This is a genomic window from Streptomyces sp. NPDC087844, from assembly GCF_044742785.1.
Lineage (GTDB): Bacteria > Actinomycetota > Actinomycetes > Streptomycetales > Streptomycetaceae > Streptomyces.
Genome location: NZ_JBIUVD010000011.1, coordinates 215784 through 235362 on the forward strand (window position 1 = coordinate 215784; position 19579 = coordinate 235362).

The 19579-nt window shown below is 70.8% G+C and carries 19 protein-coding genes; 13 read left to right on the top strand and 6 right to left on the bottom strand.

The window, feature by feature from the left end; translation table 11 throughout:
* Positions 1 to 92: 92 nt before the first annotated feature.
* The 8 genes from ACIOKD_RS22760 to ACIOKD_RS22795 all read left to right on the top strand — a co-directional run bounded on the left by ACIOKD_RS22760 (position 93) and on the right by ACIOKD_RS22795 (position 7631).
* On the top strand, positions 93 to 725 hold the full coding sequence (locus ACIOKD_RS22760; RefSeq protein ID WP_402086832.1) for a TetR/AcrR family transcriptional regulator: 633 nt from the start codon (positions 93 to 95) through the stop codon (positions 723 to 725).
* A 300-nt stretch (positions 726 to 1025) separates the two neighbouring features.
* On the top strand, positions 1026 to 1328 hold the full coding sequence (locus ACIOKD_RS22765; RefSeq protein ID WP_402087041.1) for an urease subunit gamma: 303 nt from the start codon (positions 1026 to 1028) through the stop codon (positions 1326 to 1328).
* 16 nt (positions 1329 to 1344) lie between these two features.
* Positions 1345 to 1656, top strand: coding sequence for an urease subunit beta (locus tag ACIOKD_RS22770; protein ID WP_384277304.1), 312 nt, complete (start codon positions 1345 to 1347; stop codon positions 1654 to 1656).
* A complete protein-coding gene (locus ACIOKD_RS22775) occupies positions 1649 to 3370 on the top strand; it encodes an urease subunit alpha (protein ID WP_402086836.1) in 1722 nt (573 codons plus the stop codon). The genes ACIOKD_RS22770 and ACIOKD_RS22775 overlap by 8 nt, the downstream gene beginning before the upstream one ends.
* 78 nt (positions 3371 to 3448) lie before the next feature.
* Entirely contained in the window at positions 3449 to 4153 is a 705-nt protein-coding gene (locus tag ACIOKD_RS22780) for an urease accessory protein UreF (RefSeq protein ID WP_402086839.1), read from the top strand.
* 269 nt (positions 4154 to 4422) lie between these two features.
* On the top strand, positions 4423 to 5106 hold the full coding sequence (ureG, locus tag ACIOKD_RS22785; protein ID WP_402086842.1) for an urease accessory protein UreG: 684 nt from the start codon (positions 4423 to 4425) through the stop codon (positions 5104 to 5106).
* Positions 5094 to 5885 (top strand): urease accessory protein UreD, encoded by a 792-nt coding sequence (locus ACIOKD_RS22790; protein WP_402086844.1) that lies wholly within the window; start codon positions 5094 to 5096, stop codon positions 5883 to 5885. The genes ureG and ACIOKD_RS22790 overlap by 13 nt, the downstream gene beginning before the upstream one ends.
* Positions 5886 to 6035: 150 nt before the next feature.
* The gene (locus tag ACIOKD_RS22795; RefSeq protein ID WP_402086847.1) at positions 6036 to 7631 is read left to right on the top strand and encodes an alpha/beta hydrolase; all 1596 of its coding nucleotides are present in this window, start codon (positions 6036 to 6038) and stop codon (positions 7629 to 7631) included.
* A gap of 73 nt (positions 7632 to 7704) precedes the next feature.
* Here the strand turns inward: ACIOKD_RS22795 and ACIOKD_RS22800 are convergent, their stop codons facing one another.
* From ACIOKD_RS22800 to ACIOKD_RS22810, 3 genes are all read right to left on the bottom strand, one after another.
* On the bottom strand, positions 7705 to 8787 hold the full coding sequence (locus tag ACIOKD_RS22800) for an NAD-dependent epimerase/dehydratase family protein (protein WP_402087043.1): 1083 nt from the start codon (positions 8785 to 8787) through the stop codon (positions 7705 to 7707).
* Between the two features lie 137 nt (positions 8788 to 8924).
* Positions 8925 to 9647, bottom strand: coding sequence for a lysophospholipid acyltransferase family protein (locus tag ACIOKD_RS22805; protein WP_402086850.1), 723 nt, complete (start codon positions 9645 to 9647; stop codon positions 8925 to 8927).
* A 150-nt stretch (positions 9648 to 9797) separates the two neighbouring features.
* Entirely contained in the window at positions 9798 to 10997 is a 1200-nt protein-coding gene (locus ACIOKD_RS22810) for an aromatic acid exporter family protein (protein WP_402086852.1), read from the bottom strand.
* A gap of 220 nt (positions 10998 to 11217) precedes the next feature.
* Between ACIOKD_RS22810 and ACIOKD_RS22815 the strand changes: the two genes are divergently transcribed.
* Entirely contained in the window at positions 11218 to 12402 is a 1185-nt protein-coding gene (locus ACIOKD_RS22815) for an alcohol dehydrogenase catalytic domain-containing protein (RefSeq protein WP_402086854.1), read from the top strand.
* 209 nt (positions 12403 to 12611) lie between these two features.
* On the opposite strand, the gene rocD is transcribed toward ACIOKD_RS22815, so the two are convergent.
* The 3 genes from rocD to ACIOKD_RS22830 all read right to left on the bottom strand — a co-directional run bounded on the left by rocD (position 12612) and on the right by ACIOKD_RS22830 (position 15326).
* Positions 12612 to 13844, bottom strand: a complete 1233-nt coding sequence (gene rocD / locus ACIOKD_RS22820) for an ornithine--oxo-acid transaminase (RefSeq protein WP_402086857.1) — start codon at positions 13842 to 13844, stop codon at positions 12612 to 12614.
* Positions 13841 to 14662: a dimethylargininase gene (ddaH, locus tag ACIOKD_RS22825; protein WP_402086859.1), complete on the bottom strand. Its 822-nt coding sequence runs from the start codon at positions 14660 to 14662 to the stop codon at positions 13841 to 13843. Before ddaH ends, rocD begins: the two co-directional genes overlap by 4 nt.
* 175 nt (positions 14663 to 14837) lie before the next feature.
* Positions 14838 to 15326, bottom strand: a complete 489-nt coding sequence (locus ACIOKD_RS22830; protein ID WP_402086862.1) for an Lrp/AsnC family transcriptional regulator — start codon at positions 15324 to 15326, stop codon at positions 14838 to 14840.
* An 88-nt stretch (positions 15327 to 15414) separates the two neighbouring features.
* Here ACIOKD_RS22830 and ACIOKD_RS22835 point away from each other — a divergent pair, with 88 nt between their 5' ends.
* From ACIOKD_RS22835 to ACIOKD_RS22850, 4 genes are read left to right on the top strand one after another with little or no spacing between them, the layout of a single operon-like run.
* Positions 15415 to 16170, top strand: a complete 756-nt coding sequence (locus tag ACIOKD_RS22835; protein WP_402086865.1) for a LytR/AlgR family response regulator transcription factor — start codon at positions 15415 to 15417, stop codon at positions 16168 to 16170.
* Positions 16171 to 16180: 10 nt separating this feature from the next.
* Positions 16181 to 16555, top strand: coding sequence for a hypothetical protein (locus ACIOKD_RS22840; protein ID WP_402086868.1), 375 nt, complete (start codon positions 16181 to 16183; stop codon positions 16553 to 16555).
* Between the two features lie 4 nt (positions 16556 to 16559).
* Positions 16560 to 18296, top strand: coding sequence for a cation acetate symporter (locus ACIOKD_RS22845; protein WP_402086871.1), 1737 nt, complete (start codon positions 16560 to 16562; stop codon positions 18294 to 18296).
* On the top strand, positions 18293 to 19507 hold the full coding sequence (locus tag ACIOKD_RS22850; protein WP_402086874.1) for a histidine kinase: 1215 nt from the start codon (positions 18293 to 18295) through the stop codon (positions 19505 to 19507). The genes ACIOKD_RS22845 and ACIOKD_RS22850 overlap by 4 nt, the downstream gene beginning before the upstream one ends.
* Positions 19508 to 19579 lie beyond the last annotated feature (72 nt).

Consider the following 19579-nt stretch of genomic DNA (forward strand, 5'->3'; position numbering starts at 1 on the left):
GCTAAAAAGAAGGATCGTTCGTTTTACTTGTGGTGACTTTCCCGCTGGTAGTCGGGCTTGTCAAGAAGGAATGTTCGTTTTACTTTTCGTGCATGGCTCGCGTATCTCAGGAACACCTCGACGCCCGTCGCCGCCAGATCCTCGACGGCGCGGCCCGCTGCTTCGCGCGCAACGGGTTCCATGCCACGTCGATGCAGGACGTGCTGAAGGAGGTGAACCTCTCGGCGGGGGCCGTCTACCGCTACTTCAGCGGGAAAAACGAGCTGATCGCGGCGATCGTCACCGAGGTCCTCGGGGGTATGCGGGAGGCCTTCGAGGACGCCGCCCGGCACACCCCGCCGCCGATGCCCGACGTACTGGTGGGGCTGGTCATGACCCAGGTGCTCGGGCTGGGGGGGCCGGGGAAGCACGGTCTGACCTGGGAGGGGGAGGCTTCCTTTCCCCGGCTGATGGTCCAGGTCTGGACGGAGACGCTTCGTGACAGTGAGCTGTCGGCGCTGCTGCGGGAAGGGTTCGGTGCGGTGCGCGATGCCTGGGTGAAGGTCGTCGAGGGGTATCAGGCGGCTGGGGTGATGCGGGCGGACATCCCCGCCGAGCATGTCGCGCGGACCCTGATCGCTGTGGCGCAGGGGTTTGCCGCCCAGCAGGCGCTCTTCGGTACCGCGCCGGCGGAGGTGTTGCAGGATGGGCTGCGGGCGTTGATGAGTGTGCGGGTGCCGGGGTAGGTGTGTGCGGGTTGCTTGTGACTGATTGCGCCGTTCCCCGCGCCCCCAAAGGATCGCGCCCGTGCTGGGGTGCGGCCCTGGAAATGGGCGCCCCGTGCGGCGGTTAACGTGTCTGAAACTCTGCGGAACTAGCCTGCACCACCACGTCACCAGGGGTTTTCGGGGCGGAGGGCGCGTTGAGGCGTGCGTTCCGGCCGTGCGCCGCAGTCACGACAGGTACGTACTGCGGTCGGATCCGGCATGGTGGCTGCGGCAGCCGGACCCCGCACGGTCCGGAGCGAGGACTGTGAGGTGGAAGCCGTGCAACTGACGCCGCACGAGCAGGAGAGGCTGCTCATCCATGTGGCCGCCGACGTGGCCGAGAAGCGCCGGGCCCGGGGGTTGAAGCTGAACCATCCGGAGTCCGTCGCACTGATCACCTCGCACATACTCGAAGGGGCCAGGGACGGCCGCACGGTGGCCGAACTCATGGCCTCCGGACGCGCGATCCTCACCCGCGAGGACGTCATGGAGGGCATACCCGAGATGATCCACGACGTCCAGGTCGAGGCGACCTTCCCCGACGGCACCAAGCTCGTCACCGTCCACGACCCGATCGTCTGACGGGGGAGCGGCAGCCATGATTCCCGGAGAGATCCTGTTCGCCGACGGGCCGGTCGCCTTCAACGAAGGCCTCGCCGTCACCCGGCTCACCGTCCTCAACGCCGCCGACCGGCCCGTGCAGGTCGGTTCCCACTACCACTTCGCCGAGGCGAACCCCGGTCTCGACTTCGACCGCGCCGCCGCACACGGCAAGCGGCTCAACGTCGCCGCCGGCACCGCCGTACGTTTCGAGCCGGGGATACCCGTAGAGGTCGAACTCGTCCCGATCGCCGGCGCCCGTGTCGTGCCGGGTCTGCGCGGCGAGACCGGAGGACCCCTCGATGCCTGAGATCTCGCGTGCCGCCTACTCCGACCTGTTCGGTCCCACCACAGGCGACCGGATCCGGCTCGCCGACACCGACCTCCTGATCGAGATCGAGGAGGATCGTTCCGGCGGGCCCGGACGCGCCGGTGACGAGGCCGTGTTCGGCGGCGGCAAGGTCATCAGGGAGTCCATGGGGCAAGCACGTGCCACCCGCGCCGAGGGCACCCCTGACACGGTCGTCACCGGCGCCGTGATCGTCGATCACTGGGGGATCATCAAGGCCGACGTGGGCATCCGCGACGGCCGTATCACCGGCATCGGCAAGGCGGGCAACCCCGACACCATGGACGGGGTGCACCCGGACCTGGTCATCGGCCCGGAGACCGAGATCATCGCGGGCAACGGGCGCATCCTGACGGCCGGGGCCATCGACGCCCATGTGCATCTGATCTGCCCGCAGATCGCGGACGAGGCGCTGGCTTCCGGGATCACGACCCTCGTCGGCGGCGGCACCGGCCCTGCCGAGGGGTCCAAGGCCACCACCGTCACCCCCGGCCCCTGGCATCTCGCCCGGATGCTGGAGGCGATGGAGCAGTACCCGCTCAACTTCGGGCTGCTGGGCAAGGGCAACACCGTCTCCGAGGAGGCGATGCTGTCGCAGCTGCGCGGCGGCGCGCTCGGTCTCAAGCTCCACGAGGACTGGGGCTCCACGCCCGCCGTCATCGACGCCGCGCTCACCGTCGCGGACCGCACCGGCGCGCAGATCGCCATCCACACGGACACCCTCAACGAGGCCGGGTTCGTGGCCGACACGCTCGCCGCCATCGCGGGGCGCACGATCCACGCGTACCACACGGAGGGCGCCGGAGGCGGGCACGCGCCGGACATCATGACCGTGGTCTCCGAGGCGCACGTGCTGCCCAGTTCGACCAACCCGACCCGGCCCTACACCGTCAACACCGCCGAGGAACACCTCGACATGCTGATGGTCTGCCACCACCTGAACGCCGCCGTGCCGGAGGATCTGGCGTTCGCGGAGTCCCGGATCCGGCCCACCACGATCGGCGCCGAGGACATCCTGCACGATCTCGGCGCGATCTCGATCATCTCCTCCGACGCCCAGGCGATGGGGCGCGTCGGCGAGGTCATCATGCGGACCTGGCAGACCGCGCACGTCATGAAGCGGCGCCGGGGCACGTTGCCGGGGGACGGACGGGCGGACAACCATCGCGTACGTCGCTATGTCGCCAAGTACACGATCAATCCGGCCGTCGCCCAGGGGCTCGCCCGCGAGATCGGTTCCGTCGAGACCGGCAAGCTCGCCGACCTCGTGCTGTGGGAGCCCGCGTTCTTCGGGGTCAAGCCGCATCTCGTGGTCAAGGGAGGGCAGATCGCGTACGCGCAGATGGGCGACGCCAACGCGTCCATCCCCACACCGCAGCCGATCCTGCCGCGGCCCATGTTCGGGGCGATCGGCCGGGCACCCGCGTCCAACTCGTTCAACTTCGTGGCACCGATCGCCATCGAGGACGGGTTGCCGGAGCGGCTCGGGCTCGGGAAGCGGTTCGTGCCGATCGAGTCGACGCGCGGGGTGACCAAGGCGGACATGCGGGAGAACGACGCACGACCGCGGGTACGGGTCGATCCCGACAGCTTCGCCGTCACGATCGACGGGGAGCTGGTGGAGGCCACGCCTGCGGCCGAACTGCCCATGGCGCAGCGGTATTTCCTGTTCTGATGCCCTGGTGTCCTGGTGTCCTGAGGGTAGGGCAGGGCAATTTCGGTCCGATACCGACTTAGCGTTCTGAGGCTCCTCATGTCGCGTGCTGCGTTGCTTGTGTTGGCCGACGGCCGGTTTCCCGCCGGCGGGCATGCCCACTCCGGTGGGGCCGAGGCGGCGGTCAAGGCCGGCCGGATCACCGGGGCGGCGGACCTGGAGGAGTTCTGCCGGGGGCGGTTGCACACGGCCGGGCTGGTGTCCGCCTCGCTCGCCGCCGCTGCCGCACTCGGGCTCGATCCGGTGGAACTGGACGGCGCCGCGGACGCCCGTACGCCTTCGCCCGCGTTGCGGGTCGCCGCCCGCAAGCTCGGGCGGCAGCTGATGCGGGCCGCTCGGGCGACCTGGCCGTCCGCCGAACTCGACGCACTGGCGGGGCGGTTCCCCAAAGGCGCCCATCAGCCGGTGGTGCTCGGGCTGGTCGCGCGGGCCGCTGGGCTCGGGGCGGACGATGCCGCGTACTGCTCTGTGTACGAGTGTGTGAGTGGGCCGGCGAGTGCGGTGGTGCGGTTGCTGAGTCTTGATCCATTCGATGCGACGGGGGTGTTGGCGCGGTTGGCTCCCGAGCTCGATGGTGTTGCGCGGCGGGCTGTTGAGGGTGCGCGGGGTGCGGTTGAGGGTGCGGTTGAGGGTGGGGGTGAGGGCGGAGGTGGGGTTGGGGTGTTGCCGGCGGGGGGTGCTCCGCTGCTGGAGATCGGGGCGGAGGGGCATGCTGCTTGGGCTGTGCGGTTGTTTGCGTCCTAGGGGTTTTCGCCCCCGCCGCCCCTACCCTTCCCGTCACTGGATGGGGGCTGCGCCCCCTCGCCCCCGCAATCGCGCTTGCGCGCTCGTCCTCAAACGCCGGACGGGCTGAAGGTCAATGGCCGGACGGGCTGAAGGGCAGACGCCGGACGGGCTGAAGGTCAATGGCCGGACGGGCCGAGATCCCGAAGCCGGGTTGAAAGACGAATGCCGGACGGGCTGGAAGAGCTGAACGTCCGACCGGCCGGAAGCCAACAGTTGGAGTCGTAGTCATGCATCTCGATCACCATCACACCCACGACGGGCCCGCCGCCATCAGTGCCGACGCCCATCGGGCCGACGGGCGTCGGCGGGCTCTGCGGATCGGGCTCGGGGGGCCCGTGGGGTCCGGGAAGACCGCCACCGTGGCCGCGCTGTGCCGGGCGTTGCGCGACGAGTGGTCGTTGGCCGTTGTCACCAACGACATCTATACGCGGGAGGACGCCGAGTTCCTGTTGCGGGAAGCCGTGCTGCCGCCCGAGCGGATCACCGCCGTCGAGACCGGGGCCTGCCCGCACACGGCGATCCGTGACGACATCTCGGCGAACCTCGAAGCGGTCGAGGACCTGGAGGACGAGGTCGGGCCGCTGGAGCTGATCCTCGTCGAGTCGGGGGGCGACAATCTGACGGCGACCTTCTCCAAGGGGCTCGTCGACGCACAGATCTTCGTGATCGATGTCGCGGGCGGGGACGACATCCCGCGCAAGGGTGGGCCCGGGGTCACGACCGCCGACCTGCTCGTGGTCAACAAGACGGACCTCGCGCCCTACGTCGGTTCGGATCTTGGTCGGATGGCCGTCGACGCGAAGGCTCAGCGGGCCGAACTGCCGGTGGTTTTCCAGTCGTTGCGCGCCGAGGGCGGTGTCGAGGACGTCGCCGCCTGGGTGCGGGTGCAGCTCGCCGCGTGGGCGGCGTGACCTCCGGGGCGTCCGGGGTGTCGGGCGCGTCCGGGGTGCGGGCCGCCGCGCGCATCGGCGCCCGTCCGGACGGGCGGGGCGGCACCGCGCTGCCCACCCTGGAGAGCGGGGGTCCGCTCGCCCTGCGGCGGACGCGGGCCGCCGGCTCCGAGGCCCGCGTCATGCTGGTCGGCGCGATGAGCGGCCCGCTGGGCGGTGACCACTTCACCGTGACGGCCGAGGTGGCCGAGGGGGCACGCCTGCACGTCGGGTCGGCCGCGGCCACCATCGCGCTGCCGGGGCAGGCCAAGGGGGAGGCGCGTTACGACGTACGTCTCACGGTGGGGGACGGGGGTGAACTGTGGTGGCTACCTGAGCAGTTGATCTCCGCCAACGGCAGTGAACTGCATCTCACCACCCGTGTCGATCTTGCGGCCGGTGCTCGGCTGACTTTCCGTGAGGAGCAGGTTCTCGGGCGGGCCGGTGAGGAACCCGGGCGGCTCAGCAGTCGGCTCACCGTTCTCCTCGACGGGAAACCCCTGCTCGATCAGGAGCTCTCCTGCGGGCCCGGGGCGCCCGGCGGGTGGGACGGGCCCGCCGTACTGGCCGGGCATCGCGCACTCGGGCAGCTTCTCGTCGTACGGCCGGAGTACGTGACGCGGCCGGTCGAGCCGCGGTTGCTGGGGGAGTACGCCGCGCTCACCCCGCTCGCCGGGCCGGGCGCCCTGGTGACCGCCGTCGCCGCCGACGCGCTCAAGCTGCGCCGCACCCTCGACGAGGCCCTGCGCCTACTGGGCTGAAGCACCCGCGAAACGAACATCACCGCTCAACGGACAGAGCTGTTCCGGTTATCGGATTGGCAAAGAAGACACATCGCCCCTGTTCTCAGGTACCTCACAGCCGAAAGGATCCCCCGTACTGACCACGACGACAGTAGGGGGAGAACTCTCTTGAGAGGTACGAGGAAGGTGACGGCGTTCGGCTCGGCCGGAGCGCTCGTCACCGCGACGCTCATAGCCGGTGCCGTCGCGGCTCCGTCGGCCAACGCGGAATCCCGCCACGGTCACAGCAGCCACGTCAGCCAGACGCGCGGCGCCGAGATCGCCGCCGCCCGCGCGGCCAAGGCCGGCATCGACTGGCAGGACTGTCCGGCGGACTGGGGGATCGCGAAGCCCATCCAGTGCGGCTGGGTCACCGTGCCGCTCGACTACGCGAAGCCCGACGGCAAGAAGATCAAGCTCGCCGTCGACCGCATCGGCAACACGGGCACCAAGGCGGAGCGCCAGGGCGCCCTCGTCTACAACCCGGGCGGCCCCGGCGGCTCCGGACTGCGCTTCCCGACCCGGGTCACCAACAAGAACCCGCTGTGGGTGAAGACCTCGAAGGCGTACGACTTCGTGGGCTTCGACCCGCGCGGCGTCGGTCACTCGGCGCCCATCTCCTGCGTCGACCCGCAGGAGTTCGTGAAGGCGCCCAAGCTCGACCCGGTGCCGGACTCCGAGGCCGACAAGCGCGTCCAGCGCAAGCTCGCCGCCGAGTACGCGGACGGCTGCGCCGAGCGCAGCGGCGAGATGCTGCCGCAGATGACGACCCCGAACACCGTCCGTGACCTGGACGTCATCCGGGCCGCGCTCGGCGAGAAGAAGCTCAACTTCCTGGGTGTCTCGTACGGCACGTACATCGCCGCCGTCTACGGCACGCTCTATCCGAACCACGTACGCCGCATGATCGCGGACAGCGTCGTCAACCCGTCGCGGGAGAAGATCTGGTACGAGGCCAACCTCGACCAGGACGTCGCCTTCGAGACGCGCTGGAAGGACTGGCAGGACTGGGTCGCCAAGAACGACGCCGCCTTCCACCTCGGCGACACCCGGGCCGAGGTCCAGGACCAGTGGCTGAAGCTGCGTGCCACCGCCAAGAAGAACCCCATCGGCGGTGTCGTCGGCCCGGCCGAGCTCATCGGCTTCTTCCAGAGCGCGCCGTACTACGACTCGTCGTGGGTGCCGGTCGCGACCGTCTTCAGCAAGTACGTCGCCGGTGACACCCAGGCGCTCGTCGACGCCGCCGCGCCGGACCTCACCGACACCGCGGGCAACATCTCCTCGGAGAACGGCAACGCCGTCTACACGGCCGTCGAGTGCACCGACGCCAAGTGGCCCACCAGCTGGAAGAAGTGGGACCGCGACAACAGCAGGCTGCACAAGGACTACCCGTTCATGACATGGGCCAACGCCTGGCTGAACCTGCCGTGCGCGACCTGGCCCGCCAAGCAGCAGACCCCGGTGAACGTGAAGACCGGCAAGGGCCTGCCGCCCGTCCTGATCGTGCAGTCCACGCGTGACGCCGCCACTCCGTACGAGGGCGCCGTCGAACTGCACAAGCGGTTCAAGGGCTCCCGTCTGATCACCGAGAAGGACGCGGGATCGCACGGCGTGACGGGGCTGACCAACCCGTGCGTCAACGAGCGGGTGGACACCTACCTGCTCACCGGCAAGGTCGACGCGGCCGATGTGACGTGCACTCCGCACGCCACGCCCAAGCCGTAGCGGCGACGTCGGCAGCCGACAGGAGGGAGGGGGGCGGCCGTGCTATGGCCGCCCCCCTCTCCCGTCCCGTGCCTCAGGCACCCCGGGTCGCGAGCCAGGCGTCCTCGGCCGCGTAGTCGAAGAGGTCGCCGTACGTAGCGAACATCTTCGGGTACGCCTCCCGCCAGCCCCCGCCACTCCGGTCCCCGCCACTCCGGTCCCTGCCGGTCCGATTCCCGCCGGTCCGGCTTTCCTCGGCCAGCCGGCGCACGATCCAGGCGACCGTCTCGGGCAGCCTGTCGGCGTACCGCGTCACCGGCCGGTACCCCAGCTCCCGCTCCGCCGCCGTCATGTCACAGATGACCGGGTGCGGCACCGACCACGGGGTGTCGCCCACGCCCGGCGCGGGAGGGGGCCCGTCGACCAGGACGGTCTCGGGTGCGGTCCCCAGCACGGCGTCGATCGCCCCGGCGATCTCCGCCACCGTCAGCGCTTCGGGGTCCACGGCGTTCAGGACGCGGGCGCCCGGACGCGCGGCGGCCAGCCGGATCAGTTCCGCGACGGTGTGGACGCCGGCCGGATGAAAGCGGCTCCCGCCCCCGAAGGCGAGGACGCGCCGGTCACGGCCGTCCAGATGGCGTTTGACGAAGTACAACTCGCGCGGTGTACGGCAGTGCGGCCCGTGCACGGCGCCCGCCCGCAACACCGTGGTCGGCAACCGGTCAGCGCCGGCGAGGAGTTCGCGCTCAAGACCCGCCTTGCGGGTGCTGTACGAGGACTCGCCGGGCGCGATCGTGCGCTGGTCATCCGTCAGGGGCACCGGGTACCGGGGAAATCCGTCCGGCTCGGTCTGCGAGTCGAAGTTACGGCCCTCGTCGTCCTCGTACACCGACACGCTGGAGATGACCACGGCGGATCCGACGCGACCGGCCAGCGCGGTCAACTGCCGTGCGTGCTCCGGCCCGTAGGCCACCATGTCCACCAGTACGTCGCAGCCGTCGCCGACCGCGGCGGCCAGGGCGGAGTCGTCGGAGCGGTCCACCCGGACGGTGCGTACCTCGTCCGGCCAGTCCTCGTCCCGTCCGCCGCCCCGCGAGAGAGCCGTCACCTGCCAGCCGTCCCCGGCCAGCGCGCCCACGGCGGCCCGCCCGAGCTGTCCCGTCGCCCCGATCACCACGGCTCGTCGTGTCATGGGGCGACCGTACGGCGCACGCCGCGCCGATACCCAGCCGATCAGCTGCAGGCAGAGCGCCGGCTCGGCCACCGGGAGAGCGACGGCGCGAGCGGCACGGCGTCAGTGGTGCGCGCGGAGCCTCAACGCTGCGGCAGACGCGGGAACTTGCGGGACTTCGCCTTCTCGGCGGCCTCCGCCGCCTTCACGTCGGCCGCGTACCGGTCCACGTACTCCTGCTCGGAGAGGGTGAGGATCGCGTACATGATCTCGTCGGTGATGGCGCGCAGGATCGCCTTCTCGTTCTCCATGCCCGCGTAGCGGGAGAAGTCGAGGGGCTCCCCGAAGCGGATCGCCACCGGATGGATCTTGGGGATCTTCCGGCCGGGGGGCTGGGCCTCGAAGGTGCCGATCATGGCGCACGGGATGACGGGGGCCTCGGCCCTGAGCGCCATCACCGCGACGCCCACCTTGCCCTTGTAGAGGCGGCCGTCGTGCGAGCGGGTCCCCTCCGGGTAGATGCCGAGCAGCTCGTCCTTGCTCAGGACGCCGAGTCCTTCACGGATCGCCGCCTTGCCCGCCTCCTTGCCGGAGCGGTCCACCGGGATCTGCCCGGCGCTGCGGAAGAAGAACGCCGTCAGCCGGCCCTTGATGCCGGGACCCGTGAAGTACTCGGCCTTGGCGAGGAACGTGATGCGCCGCTTGAGGATCGCGGGCAGCAGGAAGTGGTCCGAGAACGACAGGTGATTGCCCGCGACGATGGCCGCTCCCGTCGCCGGTACGTGCTCCAGGCCCTCGATCCTGGGCTGGAAGACCAGCCGCAACAGCGGTCCCAGGATCACGTACTTGAGAACGTAGTAGAACAACGGGTCGCTCCTCGCTTCGCCGGATCGACCGGACAGGTCCTGGCTGGTCAAACAGGTGTGCTGCGGGACGCCAGTGTAAGTGCAGGCCTCGGCCCCTGTAACCGTCCCTGGCGGACTCATGCCGGACCGTGCGTCCCTGCCGCGGTGCCCTCAGCCGCGGCTCGCCCGCCGGTCGGCCCGTGAGGTGCCGTCCTGTGAGGTGCCGTCCCGCGCGGTGCCGTCCCGTGAGGTGTCGGCCCATGAGGTCTCGTCGTCCCATGAGTCGACCACCGTGGTCAGGTCGTCCAGCAGCCGCTCGGTGTCCGCGGTCAGACCGCCGAGCGCGGGTGTGGCCGCCTGACGGCCGTCCGCGAGGACCGAGGCCAGCCGGTCGTGGGCCGCGAAGGCTGCCTTGAGTGTCTGGGCAGCCTGGTGGCGCTCGTCGGCCGTGCCGTTGCGGCAGTCGAGGACGTCACCGGCCGCCCGCAGGAGCGGCGACAGGATGCCCGGTACGCCAGGTGCCGACTCCGGGAGGGTGACCGCCTCGGACAGTGAACGCGTGATCGCCCTGATGTGCTCGGTGATCCGGTCCCAGGTGAAGTCCCACTCGGCGGGCGGCGGTGGCACGGCGGAACGGCGCAGCCTGAGCCCCGGGTTGAAGCGGCGGCTCTCGTCCGACCACCGGCGCGCGGTCCGCAGCTCCGTCACCACGTCGGCCAGCCGCACCGCGCTGTCGTACCAGCCGCGGGCCCGCTCCTTGTCGTACGACGTCTCGATGCCGTCGGCGACCTCCTGCAGGAGGCAGGCGCAGTCCTGCGGCAGTCGGGCGCGCAGATGGTGGACGCGCCCGGAGTGGACCGGCGGCAGGACACACGCGTTCACGGCGATTCCGATGGCCGCTCCGAGCAGGGTCTCCAGCAGCCGGTGCAGTATGTCGAAGCCGCTGTAGGAGCCGTAGACGAGGACGAACAGCGCGGCCGTCGGCGCGTAGAAGCCCTGGGTGCCGAGCCGCGCGTAGTTGCCGAGCAGCACGGTCAGAGGCAGGGCCAGCGCCATCGCGGCCATCGTGTCATGCGTCAGCGCGAGGGCGCCGGCGGCGAGCAGGGTGCCGGTGAGGACCACGACGACCTGCTGCAGGGCGGTCAGCAGCGAGCGGTAGACGGTGCTCTGCACCAGGAACAGCGCGGTCCACGGTGCCAGGAGCGCCATCGGCGCGTTCCACCACCAGCCGGCGAGGGCCCAGGCCAGCAGAGCGGCGCCCGCCGCCTTGAGGGACTGGACCGCCGTGTCGCGCTCGGGCCCGGACTCGGTGAAGCAGTTGTGCACCGAACGCCCTACGGCGGCGGCCTCCCTGGTGAGGGCGTTCCACAAGTGACATTCCCTTTCTCTCGCCGCGTCTCGGCGCCGGCCACCCGAGAAGTGACGGGCCGCGCCCCGCCCGGGTACCCGGACGGGGAAACAGTCACTCTTCCTACGGAGGGAGTGCCGGCCGGAGTGTCGGAATGCGGAGAAACCGGAGTGTCGGAATGCGGAGAAAGGGGACTCGGGCGATGGCAGGGACCACCATCACGATCGCTGGAGGAGTCATACCATGCGCGCTCTGACCTGGCAGGGGAAGCGGGACGTCCGGGTGGAGACCGTCCCGGATCCCCGCATCGAGAAGCCCGACGACATCGTCGTCAGGATCACCTCCACCGGCCTCTGTGGTTCCGACCTCCACCTCTACGAACTCTTCGGCCCCTTCATCGACCCCGGCGACATCCTCGGCCACGAGCCGATGGGCATAGTGGAGGAAGTGGGACCTGACGTCACCGCCCTGACCCCCGGTGACCGGGTGGTCATCCCCTTCAACGTCTCCTGCCGCGACTGCTACATGTGCGACCAGGGACTCCAGTCGCAGTGCGAGACGACCCAGGTGCGCGAGCGCGGCAGCGGCGCCTCCCTGTTCGGATACACCAAGCTGTACGGGCAGGTGCCGGGCGGGCAGGCGGAGTTCCTGCGAGTGCCGTTCGGCAACAAACTGCCCATCAAGGTGCCCGAGGGGCCGGCCGACGACCGCTACGTCTATCTGTCGGACGTCCTGCCCACGGCCTGGCAGGCGGTGGAGTACGCGGCGATTCCGCAGGGCGGCAGCGTCACCGTGCTCGGCCTCGGGCCCATCGGCGACATGGCCACGCGGATCGCCCAGCAGCGCGGCGCCGGCCTGGTCATCGGCGTGGACCTGGTCAAGGAGCGCCTCACCCGTGCCAGCGCCCACGGGGTCACGTGCTTCGACGCCCGGATGAACGGCAAGGACCTGGTGGCCGCCGTCCGGGACCTCACCGACGGGCGCGGGACCGACGCGGTCATCGACGCCGTCGGCATGGAGGCGCACGGTACGCCGTTCGCCAAGGCGGCCCAGTGGGTCACCGGACTGCTGCCCGACGCCGTGGCGCAGCCGATGATGGAGAAGGCGGGGATCGACCGGCTGGGCGCGCTGTACGCCGGCATCGAGCTGGTGCGCCGTGGCGGCACGCTGTCCATCTCCGGGGTCTACGGCGGCGCCGTCAGCCCGATGCCGCTGCTGACGATGTTCGACAAGCAGATCCAGGTGCGGATGGGGCAGGCGAATGTGTGGCGCTGGGTGGACGACATCCTGCCGTTGCTGACGGATGAGGATCCGCTCGGCGTGGATACGTTCAAGACGCACTCCATGCCGCTGGAGGATGCGCCGAAGGCGTACGCGATGTTCCAGGCGAAGGAGGACGGGATGGTCAAGACACTCCTGAAGCCCTGACCGACCACCGGCCCCCACCGGGCCGCCCCCGACGGACAACCCGCCCTGGCCCGCGGTGTGCCCCCCGTGGGTGTGGCCGGTCGCTCGTCGGGTGCGGGCCGGTGGGGGCTTGTCGCGCCGTTCCCCGCGCCCCTGAAAGCCAAAAGATTGCGCCGTTCCCCGCGCCCCTGGAGGCCTGGGGGGCCTGGGGGGCCTGGGGGACCTGGGGGTCAGGCGCCTTTTCGGAGGGTTCTCTTCAGGGTGTCCAGGGCCATCCGCAGGTCCTCGTTCGTGATCGTCAGGGGTGGGGCCAGGCGGATGGTGGAGCCGTGGGTGTCCTTCACCAGGATTCCCTCGCGCATCAGGGACTCGCTGATCTCGCGGCCCGTGCCGATGGCGGGGTCGATGTCGACACCCGCCCAGAGGCCGCGTGCCCGGAAGCCGCGTACGCCCTTGCCCACGAGGGCCGACAGGCCGTCCCGCAGCAGCACGCCCGCCTCCTCGGCCCGGCGCTGGAACTCGCCGGTCTTCAACAGCTCCACCACGGCGGAGCCGACCGCGGCGGCCAGCGGGTTGCCGCCGAACGTGGAGCCGTGCTCGCCCGGCCGCAGCACCCCCAGCACCTCGCGCCGCGCGACCACCGCGGAGACCGGCACGATGCCCCCGCCGAGTGCCTTGCCGAGCAGCACCATGTCCGGGACGACGCCCTCGTGCTCGACGGCCAGGGTGCGGCCCGTGCGCCCGAGGCCCGACTGGATCTCGTCGGCGATGAAGAGGCACCCCGTCCGCCGGGTCAGCTCGCGCACGCCCCGCAGATAGCCGTCGTCCGGGATGACGACTCCCGCCTCGCCCTGGATCGGCTCGATCAGCACGGCCGCGGTCGTCTCGTCGATCGCCGCTTCGAGCGCGGCGAGGTCGTTGTACGGAACCACCCGGAACCCCGGCGTGAAGGGCCCGAACCCGGCGCGGGCCGTCTCGTCGGTGGAGAAGCTGACGATGGTCGTCGTACGGCCGTGGAAGTTGTCGGCGGCCACGATGACGGTCGCCCGGTCGGCGGGGACGCCCTTCACCTCGTACGCCCACTTGCGCGCCACCTTGACGGCGCTCTCCACGGCTTCGGCGCCCGTGTTCATCGGCAGCACCATGTCCAGGCCGGTCAGCGTGGCCAGCGACTCGGCGAACGCGGCCAGCCGGTCGTTGTGGAAGGCGCGCGAGGTCAGCGTCAGCCGGTCGAGCTGGCGGTGCGCGGCCTCGATCAGGGCCGGGTGGCGGTGCCCGAAGTTGAGCGCCGAGTAACCGGCCAGCATGTCGAGGTAGCGGCGGCCCTCGACATCCTCGACCCAGGCGCCCTCGGCGCGGGCGACGACCACGGGCAGCGGGTGGTAATTGTGCGCGAGGACGGGCTCCTCGGCGCGGATCAGCTCGGCGGACGAACGCAGGGAACGGCTGGGTGCGACAGTCATGAGCGGATCTCCTGTGTGCAGCACTTGATGCCGCCGCCGGCCTTCTGGAACTCCGACAGGTCGACGGGGACGGGGACGTAGCCGTGGCGGTCGAGTTCGCCCGCGAGGGCCTCGGCGCGCGGCGCGATGAAGACGTGGCGGCCGTCCGAGACGGAGTTCAGCCCGAACGCCATGGCGTCCTCGTGGGTGGCGACCACCGCGTCCGGGAAGAGCAGGCGGAGCACCTCGCGGCTGCCCGCGGAGAACGCCTCCGGGTAGTACGCGATGTTCGCCTCGGGTCCGTCGTCGAGCACGAACAGCGCCGTGTCGAGGTGGTAGAAGCGGGGATCCACCAGCGTGAGGCTGACCGTGGGGACACCGAAGTACTCCTGCACCTCGTGGTGGGCGGCCCGTGCCGTACGGAACCCGGTGCCGGCCAGCAGGTGGCGGCCGGCGAACACCAGGTCGCCCTCGCCCTCGCACACCGACTCGGGGTGGTGGACGTCGAAGCCCGCGCTCGTGAACCACGTCTCGTACGCGGACGACTCCGGGCGGCGCTGCGGTGCGTGGAAGAGCGAGCCGAAGACCCGGCCGGCGACGACCAGCGCCGAGTTCGCGGCGAAGACCATGTCCGGCAGACCGGCGACCGGTTCCACGCTGTCGACGGTGTGGCCGTGGGCGAGGTAGGCGGAGATCAGCTCCGCCCACTGGCCCCGGGCCAGATCGACGTCGACCCGCGTGTCCATGCGCATCCAGGGATTGATGGCGTACTGCACGGCGAAGTGTCTGGGTTCGCAGACCAGAAACCGTCTGGGGCGCGGCACACGGCTCATGGGCACAGAGGGGTTCCTCCGCTTTCCTGAGGTGTCGGGTGGGATACCTCAACGGTAGAAAGCGGGGGAGAGGCGCGACAAGCGGCAGAAATTGCGCGCTGCCGCAGAAATGCTGCGTCTTGAGGCCGTTCGGCGCACGATCAGTGCGTGCTCGACGCGAACGGACGGCGGAACGCCGGGTTCACGCCTCCGGAGCCGGCTGGTTCGCCCCCGCCTCCGGGCTCTCCGGCAGCAGATGCGACAACACCATGAAGCTGACCGTCTTACGGATGAACGGCTCCACCCGGATCCGCTCCAGCACCTCCTCGAAGTGCTCCACGTCCCGGGCCCGTACGTGCAGCAGCGCGTCCGCCCCGCCGGTCACCGTCATGGCGGCCGTGATCTCCGGATGGTTGCGCACCACCTCCGCGAGCCGCCGAGGCGGCGCCGCGCCCTCGCAGTACACCTCCACGTACGCCTCCGTACGCCAGCCGAGCGCGGCCGGTTTCACCGTCGCCGTGAACCCGGTGATCACACCTGTCTCCCGCAGCCGGTCCGCCCGGCGCTTGACCGCGGTGGCGGACAGCCCGATCGCCGCGCCGATCTCGGCGAAACTCGTGCGGGCGTTCGCCATCAGAGCCGTGACGATCTTCCGGTCGAGTTCGTCGAAAGCGGTGGACGTGGGTCTCATGCGGGCACTGTATCCAGCGACGATCCGGCCACGACGACCTTGCCCGCCGCATGTGCAGGCGCGCGGATTGCTCCTACACTCCGGGTTCATGCTGCGCGCCCTCGCCGTCGACGACGAACCGCCCTCCCTCGAAGAGCTGCTCTATCTGCTGGACGCCGATCCACGGGTGAGCAGCGTCGAGGGCGCGAACGACGCCACGACGGCGCTGCGGCGGATCAACCGGGCCCTGGACAGCGGTCCGGACGGCGACGAGGGCATCGACGTCGTCTTCCTCGACATCCATATGCCGGGTCTCGACGGACTCGACATGGCACGGCTGCTCGCCGGGTTCGCCAAGCCGCCGCTCGTCGTGTTCGTCACCGCCCACGAGGGGTTCGCCGTCCAGGCCTTCGACCTCAAGGCCGTCGACTACGTCCTGAAGCCGGTCCGCAGGGAACGGCTGGCCGAAGCAGTGCGCCGGGCCGTCGAGCAGATGGACGCGGCCCCGCTGATACCCGTGCACGAACCCGACCCGGACCACATATCGGTCGAGCTCGGCGGGGTCACCCGGTTCGTCGCCGTCGAGGACATCACCCACGTCGAGGCCCAGGGCGACTACGCGCGGCTGCACACCGACCAGGGCAGCCACCTCGTCCGCATCCCCCTCTCCACCCTTGAGGAGCGCTGGCGCTCGCGCGGTTTCGTCCGCATCCACCGCCGCCATCTCGTCGCTCTCGGTCACATCAGCGAACTCCGCCTGGACGCGGGTACGGTGAGCGTCCTGGTCGATTCGGTCGAACTCCAGGTCAGCCGCCGCCACGCACGGGAACTGCGGGACCTGCTGATGCGCCGGACCGCGAGCTGAGGAGGCGGAGTTGCCCCACGACCCCACCGACCGGCGTGTCCCCACCGACCGCCGGGTGGTCGTCACCGGCCCGCCGCGTCGTACGCGCCCGCTGAGCCGCTCCCGGCCGCGGACCGAGATCGACGAGCAGACCACGCTCGGCCACACCTACGTCCGCTCCCTGATGCGCAGCCAACTGCGGGCCGCGCTCACCGTCTTCGCCGTACTCGTCCTTCTCGTGGGCCCGCTGCCGCTGGTGTTCACCGTGCTGGGAGACAGTTCGCGCCTCGAATGGATCGTGCTCGGCTTCTGCGTCTACCCGCCGCTGGTGCTGCTCGCCCGCTGGTACGTGCGGCGCGCCGACCGCAACGAGAAGGACTTCGTCCGCCTCGTGGAGGACCGCTGAGCACGTGAACGAGAACTACGCCGTTCCGGCGGTCGCCCTCGTGGTCGTCGCGACCGTCTTCGTCGGCGCCTTCGGCCTGCGCATCTCCCGCACCACCTCCGACTTCTACGTGGCCTCGCGCACGGTCGGCCCCAAGCTGAACGCGGCCGCCATCAGCGGCGAGTACCTCTCCGCCGCCTCCTTCCTCGGCATCGCGGGCCTCGTCCTCGTCCAGGGCCCGGACATGCTCTGGTACCCGGTCGGCTACACCGCCGGCTACCTCGTCCTGCTGATCTTCGTCGCGGCCCCGCTGCGCCGCTCCGGCGCGTACACCCTGCCCGACTTCGCCGAGGCGCGGCTCGCCTCGCAGGGCATGCGGCGGCTGGCCGGAGCCTTCGTCGTCGGGGTCGGCTGGCTGTACCTCCTGCCCCAGCTCCAGGGCGCGGGACTGACGTTGAACGTGCTCACCGGGGCGTCCAAGTCCCTCGGCGGCGTCATCGTCGCGGTCGTCGTGGTGGCGACCGTCGCCGCGGGCGGTATGCGCAGCATCACCTTCGTCCAGGCCTTCCAGTACTGGCTCAAGCTCACCGCCCTGCTCGTTCCCGCGCTCTTCCTCGTCCTCGCCTGGCAGGACGACGGGGCGCCGCGCCACGCCTTCGACGAACCGGCCACGTTCCGCGAACACCGGGTCGTACGCATCGACGCCGGACTCGACCTGAAGCTCACCGGGCCGCTGACCGTCACGGCGGACGGCACGGTCGACGGCGCGCGGTACGAGGACCGGCGGATACGGCTGCCCGCGGGCGTCCACCGCATCGAGCAGGGCACCCGGCTGTCCTTCAGCAAGGGCGACCCCGTGCCCGTCGCCGACCGCGGCGACAACGGCGGCATGTCCACCTCACTCGCCGCGGGCCGGGAGGAACGGCCGCTGTACGCCACGTACGGGCTGATCCTCGCCACCTTTCTCGGCACCATGGGGCTGCCGCACGTCGTCGTGCGCTTCTACACCAGTCCGCACGGCGTGGCCGCCCGCCGCACCACCGTCGCCGTGCTCGTCCTGATCGGCCTGTTCTACCTGCTGCCGCCGCTCTACGGCGCGCTGGGCCGCCTGTACGCCCCCGAGCTGACCCTCACAGGCGACGCCGACGCCGCCGTCCTGCTGCTGCCCGACCGGGTGATCGGCGGGCTGGGCGGGGACCTGCTCGGCGCGCTGGTGGCCGGCGGGGCCTTCGCCGCGTTCCTGTCCACGGCGTCGGGCCTGACCATGGCCGTGGCGGGCGTGCTCACCCAGGACGTGCTGCCCTCCCGAGGCGTACGGCACTTCCGGCTCGGCACGGTCCTGTCCATGATCGTGCCGCTCGCGGCGAGCATGCTCGTGGGCGGACTGCCGGTCGCCGACGCCGTGGGACTCGCCTTCGCGGTGTCGGCCTCGTCGTTCTGCCCGCTGCTCGTCCTCGGCATCTGGTGGCACCGGCTCACCCCGCCCGGCGCGGCCGCCGGGATGCTCGTCGGCGGCGGCTCGGCGCTCCTCGCGGTCGCGGCCACCATGGCCGGCTTCCCGGGGACGGGCTCCCTGCACGCGCTCCTCGCCTGGCCCGCGCTGTGGTCGGTGCCCCTGGGCTTCCTCACCATGGTGCTGGTGTCGCTGGCGACGCCCCGGCGCGTACCGGCCGGGACGGCGGCGATCCTCGCCCGCTTCCATCTGCCGGAGGAACTCGCCGGGGGACAGGTACGCACGGAGGTCAAGGAGATCAAGGCGTGAGCGGATTCCTGGCGGGACTCTGCGTGGCCGTGCTGCCGCTGCTCGCGGCCGGCTTCTGGTTCGGCCGGCGCACCGCGCGCTCACCGGGCCCCGGAGACCTCGGCACCCCCGTGGAGCACGCCACCTTCGAGACCCTGCACACCGCCTCGCTCGCCGCGCCTCCGCTGCGCGCGGGCCTGACCGGGGAGACGGCCCGCAAGTCCGCACGGCGGCTGCGCACCCTGCTGGGCACCGACGCGCTCTGCCTCACCGACCAGGAGACCGTGCTGGCCTGGGAGGGTGTCGGCGAGCACCACCGGGAGCAGATCATGGAGCGGATCGGCGGCCCCCTGGAGACCGGCCGCGGGGAGGCCTTCCGCCTCGTCTGCGACGAGCCCTACTGCCCGTTGCGCTGGGCCGTCGTCGCCCCGCTCACCGTCGACGACCGGGTGTACGGGGCGCTCGTCGCCTGCGCGCCCCGCGAGTCCGCCGTGCTCGTACGGGCCACCGGAGAGGTCGCCCGCTGGGTGTCGGTCCAGCTGGAACTCGCCGACCTCGACCAGTCCCGTACGCGACTGATCGAGGCCGAGATCAAGGCGCTGCGGGCCCAGATATCCCCGCACTTCATCTTCAACTCGCTCGCGGTGATCGCCTCGTTCGTGCGCACCGACCCCGAGCGGGCCCGCGAACTGCTCCTCGAATTCGCCGACTTCACCCGCTACTCGTTCCGCAGGCACGGTGACTTCACCACCCTCGCCGACGAACTGCACGCCATCGACCACTATCTGGCACTGGTCCGGGCGCGCTTCGGCGACCGGCTCTCGGTCACCCTGCAGATCGCTCCCGAGGTGCTGCCGGTGACCCTGCCCTTCCTCTGCCTGCAGCCGCTCGTCGAGAACGCCGTGAAGCACGGCCTGGAAGGCGGTCCCGGCAACGTCGACAGGAGCCGTATCAGCATCACCGCGCAGGACGCGGGCGCCGAGGCGCTCGTGGTCATCGAGGACGACGGACCCGGCATGGACCCCGGCCGGCTGCGCCGCATCCTGGCGGGGGAGACCGACCCCTCGGACGGCATCGGCCTGTCGAACGTCGACGACCGGCTGCGGCAGGTCTACGGGGACGACTACGGCCTCGTCATCGAGACCGCTCCGGGCGCGGGCATGAAAATCACCGCCCGGTTGCCGAAATACCAGCCGGGCGTGCACTCGGCGGGGCCCCTGACCCGCGAATGAGCCGATCCTGACCGGACCCCGCACGAACGGTCCCCCGGGGAAAGGACCGCAGGGCCTCCTCCCGGGGAACCG